The sequence below is a fragment of the Mycolicibacterium moriokaense genome (assembly GCF_010726085.1).
In the GTDB taxonomy this organism is placed as follows: domain Bacteria; phylum Actinomycetota; class Actinomycetes; order Mycobacteriales; family Mycobacteriaceae; genus Mycobacterium; species Mycobacterium moriokaense.
In genome coordinates, this window is sequence record NZ_AP022560.1 from 1,682,847 (window position 1) to 1,694,987 (window position 12,141).

At 66.9% G+C, this 12,141-nt stretch carries 11 protein-coding genes; 5 read left to right on the forward strand and 6 right to left on the reverse strand.

The annotated features are described in order from the left end of the window. Positions 1-18 precede the first annotated feature (18 nt). Positions 19-855 (forward strand): 16S rRNA (cytidine(1402)-2'-O)-methyltransferase, encoded by an 837-nt coding sequence (gene rsmI / locus G6N43_RS08260; RefSeq protein WP_083148981.1) that lies wholly within the window; start codon positions 19-21, stop codon positions 853-855. A 98-nt stretch (positions 856-953) separates the two neighbouring features. Continuing rightward, positions 954-1,937, forward strand: a complete 984-nt coding sequence (locus tag G6N43_RS08265) for an amidohydrolase family protein (protein ID WP_234809972.1) — start codon at positions 954-956, stop codon at positions 1,935-1,937. Here the strand turns inward: G6N43_RS08265 and G6N43_RS08270 are convergent. The 6 genes from G6N43_RS08270 to metG all read right to left on the reverse strand — a co-directional run bounded on the left by G6N43_RS08270 (position 1,896) and on the right by metG (position 9,115). Next, entirely contained in the window at positions 1,896-3,143 is a 1,248-nt protein-coding gene (locus G6N43_RS08270; RefSeq protein ID WP_083148979.1) for an aminodeoxychorismate synthase component I, read from the reverse strand. The genes G6N43_RS08265 and G6N43_RS08270 overlap by 42 nt on opposite strands. A gap of 20 nt (positions 3,144-3,163) precedes the next feature. After that, positions 3,164-4,051, reverse strand: a complete 888-nt coding sequence (locus G6N43_RS08275; protein ID WP_083148978.1) for an RNA polymerase sigma-70 factor — start codon at positions 4,049-4,051, stop codon at positions 3,164-3,166. Then, positions 4,048-5,229 carry an NAD(P)/FAD-dependent oxidoreductase gene (locus tag G6N43_RS08280; protein WP_083148977.1) on the reverse strand — a complete coding sequence of 394 codons (1,182 nt, stop codon included), beginning with the start codon at positions 5,227-5,229 and terminating at the stop codon, positions 4,048-4,050. Before G6N43_RS08280 ends, G6N43_RS08275 begins: the two co-directional genes overlap by 4 nt. 105 nt (positions 5,230-5,334) lie before the next feature. Further along, positions 5,335-6,234 (reverse strand): RNA polymerase sigma factor SigJ, encoded by a 900-nt coding sequence (gene sigJ / locus G6N43_RS08285; RefSeq protein ID WP_083148976.1) that lies wholly within the window; start codon positions 6,232-6,234, stop codon positions 5,335-5,337. Further along, the gene (locus tag G6N43_RS08290) at positions 6,231-7,415 is read right to left on the reverse strand and encodes an NAD(P)/FAD-dependent oxidoreductase (protein ID WP_083148975.1); all 1,185 of its coding nucleotides are present in this window, start codon (positions 7,413-7,415) and stop codon (positions 6,231-6,233) included. The genes sigJ and G6N43_RS08290 overlap by 4 nt, the downstream gene beginning before the upstream one ends. A 134-nt stretch (positions 7,416-7,549) precedes the next feature. Next, positions 7,550-9,115 (reverse strand): methionine--tRNA ligase, encoded by a 1,566-nt coding sequence (metG, locus tag G6N43_RS08295; RefSeq protein ID WP_083148974.1) that lies wholly within the window; start codon positions 9,113-9,115, stop codon positions 7,550-7,552. A 25-nt stretch (positions 9,116-9,140) separates the two neighbouring features. Between metG and G6N43_RS08300 the strand changes: the two genes are divergently transcribed. The 3 genes from G6N43_RS08300 to rsmA all read left to right on the forward strand — a co-directional run bounded on the left by G6N43_RS08300 (position 9,141) and on the right by rsmA (position 12,126). Next, positions 9,141-9,995: a TatD family hydrolase gene (locus G6N43_RS08300; protein WP_083149201.1), complete on the forward strand. Its 855-nt coding sequence runs from the start codon at positions 9,141-9,143 to the stop codon at positions 9,993-9,995. An 80-nt stretch (positions 9,996-10,075) separates the two neighbouring features. Then, positions 10,076-11,203 (forward strand): resuscitation-promoting factor, encoded by a 1,128-nt coding sequence (locus tag G6N43_RS08305; RefSeq protein ID WP_083148973.1) that lies wholly within the window; start codon positions 10,076-10,078, stop codon positions 11,201-11,203. Beyond that, complete coding sequence (gene rsmA / locus G6N43_RS08310; RefSeq protein ID WP_083149200.1) at positions 11,200-12,126, forward strand: 16S rRNA (adenine(1518)-N(6)/adenine(1519)-N(6))-dimethyltransferase RsmA; 927 nt, start codon at positions 11,200-11,202, stop codon at positions 12,124-12,126. Before G6N43_RS08305 ends, rsmA begins: the two co-directional genes overlap by 4 nt. Positions 12,127-12,141: the final 15 nt, after the last annotated feature.

Consider the following 12,141-nt stretch of genomic DNA (forward strand, 5'->3'; position numbering starts at 1 on the left):
GATCGTAGGCTGTCCCGCATGGACCCCGGCCGACTGCTGATCGGCGCCACGCCGCTGGGGCAGCCCGCGGACGCATCTGCGCGGCTGGTCAGCGCCCTGGCCAGTGCCGATGTGATCGCGGCCGAGGACACCCGGCGGATCCGCACCCTGGCCCAGGCTCTCGACGTCAAACCCGCGGGAAAGATCGTCAGCCTGTACGACCAGAACGAGGCGACGCGTGTTCCCGCGCTGGTCGCCGAGATCGCGGCGGGCGCCACCGTGCTGCTCGTCAGCGATGCCGGGATGCCGCTGATCAGCGATCCCGGTTACCGGCTGGTGGCGGCATGCGTCGACAGCGACCTGCCGATCACCTGCCTGCCCGGTCCGTCAGCGGTGACGACGGCGCTGGCGGTGGCGGGCCTGCCCTCGGAGAGGTTCTGCTTCGAGGGTTTCGCCCCGCGACGGCATTCGGCGCGGATGACGTGGCTTGCCACGCTGGCCGCCGAGTCACGCACGTGCGTGTTCTTTGAATCCCCCCGGCGGCTGGCGGAGACGCTGAAGGACGCCGTCGACGCGTTGGGCGGCGACCGTGAGGTCGTCGTCTGCCGCGAACTGACGAAGACGCACGAGGAGATCGTCCGCGGTTCACTGGCCGAGCTCGCCGAGTGGGCCAAAGAAGGCGTGCTGGGCGAGATCACGGTGGTGCTGGCGGGGGCGACGCCCACAGCCGACGTGGACACGCTGGTCGCAGAGGTCAACGCCCTCGTCGACGAGGGTATGCGGGTGAAGGATGCGTGTGCTCAGGTGATCGCGATGCATCCGGGTGCGCCGTCGCGACGCGAACTCTACGACGCGGTGCTGCGCTCGCGGCAGTAACGCGCAGCTGTGGGTTCGCTGTCAATCGCATGGCATGGCGAACTCCACATGCCGTCTCGACGTATCACGTCATAGGGGTACGGCGCGAAGGAGCAGCTGTGAAAGTCGTTGGCTTGGAGGAACATTACGTCACCGCCGAGGTCGTCAAAGCATGGGCGGACCTTGATCCGCGCTGGCAGGACCCGGCGGTCAACCGGCCGGGCCAGGACGGCATCAGACGACAACTGCTCGAGATCGGAGACCAGCGCCTCGCCGCGATGAATGAGGCCGGTGTCGACCTGCAGGTGGCCTCGCTCACCTCACCCGGCCTGTTCAACCTCGCCGCGGCCGACGCGCGTGCACTTCAGACCGACTGCAACGACCAACTCGCCGACGCTGTGCGAGCGCACCCCGATCGTCTGCAGGGATTCGCCACGCTGGCCGCCCCCGATCCCGACGCGGCGGCCGACGAACTCCGCAGAGCAGTAACGACGTTGGGCTTCAACGGTGCCCTGATCTTCAGTCGGGTGCGTGATCAGCCGATCGACGACCGCGACTTCTGGCCGATCTTCGAAGCCGCCGAGGAGTTGGGCGCCCCGTTGTATCTGCACCCGCAAACGCCGCCGCCGTCGGTCCGCGAGGCGTACTACGCGGGGTTCGACGACGTCATCAGCGGTGCCTTCGCAACCCACGGGGTGGGTTGGCATTACGACGCCGGCGTGCAACTGCTCCGTCTCATCCTGGCCGGGGTGTTCGACCGGTTCCCCGACCTTCGGGTGATCATGGGGCACTGGGGTGAGACGGTGCTGTTCTTCCTGGACCGCATCGACAGAATCACGGGAATCGCACATCTCGAGCGGCGGGTATCGGAATACGTGCGCTCCAACGTGTTCGTCACTCCCGGAGGGGTTTTCAGCACCCGCTATCTGCGCTGGGCCCTGGAGGTGGTCGGCGCCGACCGCATCATGTTCGCGGCCGACTATCCCTTCGTTTCTCCGGACGACGGCGCCGCGCGTCACTTCCTCGAGGCACTGGATGACGGTGATCGGGAGAAGATCGCGTCAGGTAATTGGGACCGACTCTGCGCGGCGATCAGGCGCTGACGCGATGATCGGTGCCGCCTTGTGCAGGCATTCGTCCCACTCGCGGTCGGGATCGGAGTCGGCGGTGATGCCGCCGCCGACGCCGAGCACCGCGCCGCCGCGCGCGTCGAACTCGACCGTCCGGATCGCCACGTTCAACTCGCACCCGGCCACCGGTGAGGCCAACCCGACTGTGCCGCAATACACTCCGCGCCGGTGCGGTTCCCAACCCCGCAGCAGCTGACGGGCCCGCAGTTTGGGTGTTCCGGTCACCGAAGCGGGCGGGAAGGTCGCGTCGAGCACGGCTGCCATCGGCACGTCGACCCCGACGCGGGCCGTCACCGTCGACACCAGATGCCAGACTCCCGGTGCCGGCCGGACGACCAACAGCTCGGGCACGGAGACACTTCCGGTGACTGCCACCCGGCCCAGGTCGTTGCGGACCAGGTCGACGATCATGATGTTCTCCGCGACATCCTTGACCGATGCGCGCAACTCCGACGGATCCGTGTGCTGCGGCAGCGTGCCCTTGATCGGACTCGACGTCACCGCCTCGCCGCGGCGGCGCAGGAACAACTCGGGCGACAGCGACGCGACCGCGCCCCACTCGCCGGCCATGTATGCCGCTCTGGCGGGGGAGGTGCGTGCGACGGCGTCGGCGAAGAAATCGATTGTGGTACCGGTAATCCGGCCGTCGAACTGGGTGCACACGCACGCCTGGTACACCTCACCCGCCGCGATCGCGTCGAGGCAGTCCTGAACCCCGCGACGGTGTGCGTCGCGATCCGCCGTGCGCCACACGATGGCGCTCGCCCGGGGCGTCACGCGGTTTTCGATTGCCTCGGCGACCCATCCGGAAAGCGGTGCACCGGAGAGGCTTTCGTGCCACCACAGCCCGTCTCGATCCTGGCGCAACACGCAGTCCGACCAACCGCCTGCCGCCTCCGGTATGCGCTGGCCGCGGCCGTCGGCACCCGCGTCGGGGTATGACAGGTAGCCGAACCATCCGCCGCCGACCACATCCCCGGACACCTCGGGGGCGACGTCGAACACCTCGGTGGTATCGACCGGTGCCACCGTGACCGACGGAGCGATGACGGCCCCGGAGTCGAACCACTCGCCGATCAGGGCGGCCGGCGGGGGCAATCCGCGTCGCTGCGCCGCCTCGGCAACGGCGCACAGCACCGCGGGGGCCGCGCCCAGGTCGCCGAGTCGCTCGATCCGCACCAGGTAAGCGTGGCAGAAAGCTAGCGGCTGATCTCCCGGGGGATGTCGACACCGGTCAGCTTGTCGGGATTGCGCATCGCGTAGAAGTGGCTGATCTTACCGTCGGTGATCTCCACGGTGATGATCCCTTCGAAGCTGTCGCCGAGGTAGAGCTTCAGCGCCGGGGCGTTGTTGTACACCGCAGGCTCCACCCGCCCGGACTCCCCGGCCACCCGCACCAGCCCGATGATCACCCGCGCCACCTTGTCGGCGCCGACGACGGGCCGACGGGCCGCACTGACCTTGCCGTCGGAGTCGGCGGTCCACTGGACGTCCTCGGTGAGCATCTCCAGCAGCCCGTCGAGGTCGCCGGTCGAGGCCGCGGCGAAGAACCGGGACGTGATCTCCATGGAGCGTTTCGGGTCGACGGGCTCGAATCGCTTTCGGCGGGACTGAACGTGTTCGCGGGCACGGTGGGCCATCTGGCGGACCGCGGCCGGCGATTTGCCGATCGTCGAGGCGATCTCGTCGTGGCTGAAACCGAACACCTCGCGCAGCACGAACACCGCGCGTTCGTCGGGGCTCAGTGTCTCCAACACGACGAGCATGGCCATCGAAACCGATTCGGCCAGAACGACATCTGCGGAGGCATCGCCGCTCTCCACAAGGAGCGGCTCGGGCAGCCATGGGCCGATGTAGTCCTCACGCCTGCGGGACTGTGCCCGCAGGACGTTGAGGGACTGACGGGTCACGATCTGGGCGAGGTAGGCCTTGGTGTCCTGCACCGTCGACAGGTCCACCTCGGCCCAGCGCAGGTAGCTCTCCTGCAACACGTCGTCGGATTCGATTGCGCTGCCCAGGATCTCGTAGGCGATCGTGAACAGCAGCGGCCGCAAGGCCGTGAATCGTTCGGCGTGTTCTCCGGTCATGGTCGCACCGGTCGGGCGGCCGCCGCCAACTGCTGCTCGCGCTTACCGCCCTTGATCCAGAAGTAGCTTCCGGGTTTGCGCGCTTCCTTCTGCAGGAAGGTGACCGTGCCTTTGCACACCGCCTCCTTGATCTTGGCGGCGGTGCGACCGCCGATGTGCAGCGGGATAACCGCGTCGTCAAAGCGGGCCAGCTGAATGAGGCCCCCGGTCCGGCCGAGGCTGATGCACTGACCGGTGAACGCCTGGTTGAGCCGCTTGGGCTCGGTGCCCGCGATGCGGCTGAGCACCGTGTTCGCGGCCTGTGCGCCCAGCGGGATGGCGGCCTGGCAGCTCATGCGCAGCGGCAGGTTCGACGGCGCGGCCGCGTCGCCTGCGGCGACGATGCGGGGGTCGTCGATGCTGGTCAGGGTCTCATCGGTGAGCAGCCGACCCGCTGCGTCAGTGCTCAGTCCGCTGCTGGCGGCCAGATCGGGGACACCGAAGCCGGCCGTCCAGACCGTGAGCGTGCTGGCGATGGTGCGTCCGTCGGCCAGGATCACGACGTCGGGGCGCACCTCGGTGGCGGTGGAGCCCGGTCCGTCGATGATGGTGACGCCGAGTCGGTTCAACCGCTTGGCGACCGCGCGACGACCGCGGGCGTGCAGGTAGGGTCCGAGCACTCCGCCACAGACCAGCGTCACGCGCCGGCCCTCCTCGGCGAACTCCGCGGCCACCTCCAGGCCCGTCGGACCCGCGCCGATCACAGTGATCGGGGCATCGGGACCGGCATCGCGAAACGCCTTCTTCAGCTGCTGGGCCTGCTCGAGTTCTGAAATGGGGTAGGCGAATTCGTCGGCGCCCGGCACCACGGGTGCGGCCCCGTGACTCCCGATCGCGTAGATCAGATAGTCGTAGGTCAGCTCGCCGCCGCGTGCGAGTTCGATGTGACGCCCTGGCGCGTCGATGCGGGTCACCGAACCGACGGTCAGGTGGATGCCGTCACCCAGAATCTCTGAGTAATCCACCACCGCATCGTCGGAACCGGTCACCAACTGGTGCAGCCGGATCCGCTCGACGAACTGTGCGCGGGGGTTGACCAGGGTGATGTCGACGTTCTCGTTCAGCCGCAGATGGTTGGCCGCCAGAACGCCGGCATAGCCGCCGCCGATCACGATCACGCGGGTCTTCTGTGCAGTCATCTTTGATCTCCTCGAGTCATCCTGCTCTCCGTTGAGCAGGTCTGTCCTCGAGACACCGCGCAAAGCCGGACTGTGACAGTTCTACGCGCGATGTGTCACACGTCACTAGCGGCTGATCACCCGCGGGGTTGTGATGCCGACGAGTTTGTCCGGATTGCGCATCGCGTAGAGGTTCGTGATCTTGTCGTCGATCACCTCGAACAGGAAGACGCCCTCGAGGTGATCGCCGGTGTAGACGACCACCGCGGGAGCACTGTTGTAGACCGCCGTCTCGAACCTGATCTCGGGCCTCTCCCTGATCACCTGGAACAACCGGGCCATGATCGCGGCGACCCTGCGGACGCCGACGACGGGCCTGCGGATCGCGGCCGCCTTGCCACCGTGGTCGGCTGTCCACGTGACTCCCGGCGCCAGCAGCGCCATCAGACCGTCCATGTCTCCGGTGGACGCGGCCGCCAGGAACTGCTCGGTGATCTGTGTCGTGCGTTCGCTGTCCACGGGGCCGAATCGGTTGCGTCGTGCCTGCACGTGCTCGCGGGCGCGGTGCGCCATCTGGCGCACCGTGGGAACCGATTTGCCGACGGCCTCGGCGATTTCGTCGTAGTCGAAGCCGAACGTCTCGCGCAGCACGAAGACCGCCCGCTCGTCGGGGGTGAGTGTTTCGAGCAGAACGAGCATCGCCATCGAAACCGATTCGGCGAGAACGACATCGGCGGAGGCATCGCGGTCGTCGAGCAGCAGCGGCTCAGGAAGCCACGGTCCGATGTAGTCCTCGCGACGGCGCACGCCCTCGCGCAGGGCGTTGAGCGCCTGCCGGGTCACCAGCTGCGCAAGATACGACTTGGTGTCCCGCACCGTCGCGAGGTCCACGTCCGCCCATCGCAGATAGCTGTCCTGTAGCACATCATCGGATTCGGTTGTGCTGCCGATGATCTCGTAGGCGATGGTGAACAGCAGCGGCCGCAGATGGGTGAACCGGTCGGCGTGTTCGTTCCCTGTGGTCACGTGGCGACCTTCGGGTACACCGGCTGCTCGGGGCGCGGTCCGCCCTTGAGCCAGAACGTCGCTCCCGGTTTGCGGGCGCTTCGTCGCAGTGCCCACAGGGTGCCCTTGCAGATGCCCTCCTTGACCTTCGCGATCAGGCGGCCGCTGAAGTAGACGTCCACGGGGGAGTCGTCCTGGCGGGCGAGCTGCACGATGCCGGACTTGCGGCCGAGGCTGATGCAGGCGCCGCCGAACCCGTACTCGAGGTTCGCGGGCGTGGTGCCCGCGATGCGGCTCAGCACGGTGTTGGCGGCCTGCGGGCCAAGCTGTGACGCCGACGCGCAGCACATCCGCAACGGCTCGCCCGACGGCGACGCGCAGTCGCCCGCCGCGACGATGCGTTCGTCGTCGATGCTGGTCAGGGTCTCGTCGGTCAGCAGGCGACCCAGCTTGTCGGTGCGCAGTCCGCTGTTGGCGGCGAGGTCCGGCACACCGAAGCCGGCCGCCCACACGGTCACGGCGCTGGGGCGGACCGCGCCGTCGGCGAAGACCACCGCGTCGCGCCGTACCTCGGTCACGACGTCGGTCTCGAGCACCGCGACGCCCAGTCTGCGCAGCACCTTCGCGACGGATCGGCGGCCGGGTTCGGACAGGTAGGGGCCGAGCTGACCGCCGCAGACGAGGGTGACCCTGCGGCCCTGCTCGGCAAGTTCGGTGGCGGCCTCGATTCCGGTCAGCCCGGCGCCGACGACCGTCACCGGCGCGTCGGGGTGCAGGGTGTCGACGGTGTCGCGCAAGAGCTGCGCCTGCTCCAGTTCCGCCAGTGGATAAGCGAATTCGGTCGCGCCGGGCACCGACGCCGGAACCGTGCCGGTGCTGCCGACGGCGTACACGACGTAGTCATAGTCGAGAGCCTTGCCCGACGCCAGCTCGACAGTGCGGTTGGCAGCGTCGATACGGGTGGCGGTGTCTACGACGAGTTTGATTCCGTCACCGAGCAGGCTGCCGTAGTCGACGGTTGCGTCGTAGTTGCCCGCCACGTGCTGGTGCAGGCGGATCCGCTCGACGAACTTCGGTCGCGGGTTGACCAGGGTGATGGCCGGGGTGCCCGCGCTGCTGCCCATTCGCAATTGGTTGGCCGCGAGCGTTCCTGAGTAGCCGCCGCCGATGACGACGACCTTGGGTGCGTGATTTTCAGTCATGCTCTCAAGACACCGCCCACCCGTCGATCGTGACAAAAAGTGACGTGGGTCACTCCAGTTGAACCGCGAGCAGACGCGTACACCCCCGAAATTCCGCAAAAGTGGGGGTGTACGCGTCTGCTCGCGGAAAGATGTCAGTCCACTTGATAGCGCGGGAAGACGCCCACCGGGGCGGGCAGCTCGGTGCCGGGCGCCAATCGCGTACCGATCGCCGCGAACGTCCGCTGATCCTCCGGCACGCCGAGCAGGTCGAGCAGTTTGGCCGTCGACTCGGGCATCACGGGCTGGGCCAACAGCGTCGCGATGCGCACCGTCTCCAGCGTGGTGTACAGCACGGTGCGAAACCGTGCCTCGTCGGACTTGCGCAGCACCCACGGCTCCTGCGCGGAGAAGTAGCGATTGGCCGCGCCGAGCACCGACCAGATGGCCTCCAGCGCCAGATGCATTGCGGTGGCCTCGAAATGCGTGCGCACCCGCTCGAGCAACCTGTCTGCGGCGTCCAACAACTCCTGATCGTCGGCGGTGAATTCGCCTGGCTCAGGGACGATTCCGTCGAGATTCTTGGCCACCATCGACAGCGACCGCTGCGCGAGGTTGCCCAACTCATTGGCCAGATCGGCGTTGATGCGGCCGATGATCGCTTCCTCGCTGTAGCTGCCGTCCTGGCCGAACGGCACCTCCCGTAGGAAGAAATAGCGCACCTGGTCGACGCCGAACGCGTCGACCAATGCGATCGGATCGACCACGTTGCCGACCGACTTGCTCATCTTCTCGCCGCGGTTGAGTACGAAGCCGTGCACAAAGACCTTGCGCGGCAACTCGATTCCCGCCGACATCAGAAACGCCGGCCAGTACACGGTGTGGAACCGGATGATGTCCTTGCCGATCATGTGCAGATCGGCGGGCCAGTACCGCTGGAACAGCGGCGAGGACGTATCGGGGAACCCGACGCCGGTGAGGTAGTTGGTCAGCGCGTCGACCCACACGTACATCACGTGGTCGGGATGGTCCGGAACCGGCACACCCCAGTCGAACGTCGTTCGCGAGATGGAGAAGTCGCGCAATCCGCCGGACACGAAGCTGACCACCTCATTGCGCCGCACGGCGGGCTCGATGAACTCCGGGTGCGCTTCGTAGTGCGCCAGCAGCTTTTCCGTGTAGGCCGACAGCCGGAAGAAGTACGTCTGCTCCTCGGTCCACGTGACGGGGGCACCGGTCTCGGTGGCCACCCGGACCCCGTCGGCGTTGATGCTCGTTTCGGCCTCGGTGACGAAACCTTCGTCGCGCACCGAGTACCAGCCCGCATACGTGTCGAGATAGATGTCGCCGGACTCGTTCATCCGCTTCCACAGCTCGATCGACGCCTCGTAGTGGTCGGCGTCGGAGGTCCGGATGAAGCGGTCGAACGAGATGTTGAGCCGTTCCTGCAGCCGTTGGAACACATCCGAGTTGCGCCGCGCCAGCTCGGCGGTCGGAATGCCGAGGGCGGCGGCCGTTTCGGCCATCTTCTGGCCGTGCACGTCGGTGCCCGTCAGATAGCGGACGTCGAAGCCGTCCAGCCGTTTGAAGCGCGCGATCGAGTCCGTGGCGATGTACTCGTACGCGTGCCCGATGTGCGGGTCGCCGTTGGGGTAGGCGATGGCGGTGGTGATGTAGTACGGGGTGCGCGTCCCCGCGCCGGGGGAAGACGAGGTACTCATTTGCACCTCAGCTTATTGTGTGGCCGTGAGTGACAAGCGCTCAGCCAGACGGGAGAAGCCCCCGGCCCCGGAGCCGCTCGTACCCCTCATCGACGCGCACACCCATCTCGACGCGTGCGGCGCGACCGATGCCGCCAGCATCCACGAGATCGTCGACCGGGCCGAGGCGGTGGGCGTGCAGGCGGTTGTGACGATCGCTGACGACCTCGCATCCGCGCGTTGGGTCGCCGAGGCTGCCGACGCCGATCCGCGCGTCTACGCCGCCGTCGCCCTGCATCCCACGCGCGCCAACGCGCTCACCGACGACGCCAAGACCGTCATCGAACAGCTGGCCCAGCATCCTCGCGTGGTGGCCGTCGGCGAGACGGGCATGGACATGTACTGGCCCGGCCGCCTCGGAGGGTGTGCCGACCCTACGAGCCAGCGGGAGGGGTTCGCCTGGCACATCGATCTGGCCAAGCGCACCGGCAAGCCGCTGATGATCCACAACCGCGACGCGGACGCCGAGGTCCTGGACGTTCTGCGCGCTGAGGGCGCACCCGACACCGTGATCTTCCACTGCTTCTCGTCGGACGCCGAGATGGCCAGGACCTGCGTGGCCAACGGCTGGGTGCTCAGCCTGTCCGGCACCGTCAGCTTCCGCAACGCCACTGCGCTCCGGGAAGCGGCGTCGCTGATCCCGCCCGAGCAACTGCTCGTCGAGACCGACGCGCCGTTCCTGACGCCGCATCCGTACCGAGGCGCGCCGAACGAGCCCTACTGCCTCCCCTACACTGTTCGTGCGCTGGCCGACCTTCTCAGCAGGCCTGCTGAGGACATCGCGCACGAAACCACGACGACGGCCGCCCGTGTTTACGGGCTGGCGAGTTGCTGCCCGTAAGGCTTTTCGTTACCGTCTTGTGATCAAACGCGGCAGGCTTCGCGGGCTGACTCCAACCGATAGTCGGGGATAACGACGTTTTGAATATCTTGAATAAAATTCACGAAGAGCGTTCGCCGCTGCTTCGGCTCTTGGTCGGGCTGACGTTGCTTGCGCTGGCATTCGCAGGTGGCTTCGCGGTAGCTGCGCACAAGACGGTGACGCTGGCAGTCGACGGCTCGACCGTCACCGTTGCCACCATGAAGACGCGGGTCATCGACGTTGTCCGCGAGAACGGATTCGACGTCGACGAACGCGACGATCTCTTCCCGGCGGCCAACGAACCGGTGAACGATGCCGACACCATCGTCCTGCGTCGCAGCCGGCCGCTGCAGATCTCGACCGACGGTGAGGACAGCCGTGAGGTGTGGACGACGGCGTCGACCGTCGACGAGGCGCTGCGCCAGCTGGAGATGACCGACAAGGCGCCCGCGTCGGCGTCGCGCGGAAGCCGAGTGCCGCTGTCAGGCATGTCGCTTCCCGTCGTGAGCGCAAAGACCGTCCACCTTGCCGACGCCGGAGTGGAACGCACCGTGCACCTCGCCGCTCCGAACGTCGCCGCCCTCCTAAAGGCGGCAGGCGTACCGCTCGAACAAAGCGACGAGGTGGTGCCGCCCGCCTCCTCGCCGATCGTCGACGGAATGCAGATTCAGGTGAAGCGGATCCGCATCGAAAAGGTCACCGAACGCGTGCCGCTGCCGCCGGCCAATCACCGCATCGAAGATCCGACAATGAACATGAGCCGCCAGGTCGTCGAGGACCCCGGCACCCCGGGAACACAGGACGTGACGTTTGCTATCGCAAAGATCAACGGCGTCGAAACCGGGAGAATGCCAGTAGCCAATGTCGTTGTCGTCCCGGCCCGCGACGCCGTGCTCCGCGTTGGGGCCAAGCCCGGCACCGAAGTTCCCCCCGTGTCGAACGGAGTTGTCTGGGACGCACTCGCTCGGTGCGAAGCCGGAGGTAATTGGGCCATCAACACCGGCAACGGATATTACGGCGGTGTCCAGTTTGACCAAAACACCTGGGAACGCAACGGTGGTCTGAGGTATGCTGACAGAGCCGATTTGGCAACAAGAGAAGAACAGATAGCGATTGCTGAGGTCACTCGGGCGCGCCAGGGGTGGGGCGCATGGCCGACATGCAGCGGGAGGATTGGGGCGCGCTGACCATTCGACTACTCGGGCGGACCGAGATACGGCACCTGGCGAGAGAGATCGACTTCCGGCCTCGTAAATCGTTCGGCCAGAACTTCGTTCACGACGCCAACACAGTTCGTCGGATCGTTTCGGCGTCCAGTGTCAACCGGCATGACCACGTTCTGGAGGTCGGGCCGGGATTGGGCTCGCTGACACTGGCCCTGCTCGACCGGGGGGCACGGGTAACGGCTGTGGAGATCGACCCTGTTCTCGCGCGGCAGCTGCCCATCACCGTCGCTGAACATTCTCACAGCGAAATCAACCGGCTGACAATTCTCAATCGAGACATTCTTCATCTGAGTCGTACCGAGCTGCCCGAAGAGCCGACGGCTCTGGTCGCCAATCTGCCCTACAACGTCGCGGTGCCGGCTTTGCTGCACCTGCTCGCCGAGTTCCCCTCGATCCGCACCGTGATGGTGATGGTGCAGGCGGAGGTCGCCGAGCGGCTGGCCGCCGAACCGGGTGGCAAGGACTACGGCGTGCCCAGCGTCAAGGTTCGCTACTTCGGCAATGTCCGGCGCTACGGCATGGTCTCGCCGACGGTCTTCTGGCCCATCCCGCGGGTGTATTCGGGTCTGGTGCGGATCGACCGCTACGAGACGCCGCCGTGGCCCTCCGACCCGGAATTCCGCGAGCAGGTGTTCAACCTGATCGACATCGCATTCGCGCAACGCCGCAAGACGTCGCGCAACGCCTTCGCCGAATGGGCGGGTTCGGGCAACGAGTCGGCCAGTCGGCTGCTCGCCGCGAGCATTGACCCGTCTCGGCGCGGGGAGACCCTGTCGGTCGCCGATTTCGTCAGGCTGCTGCAGCGGACCCAGGAGGCCGAAGAGGATGAGCCCAAGCCCGTCGTGCTCCATCGGCGGCAAAGCGAGGGCACTGTCCGGGTGTGATCAGCGCGGGGCCGC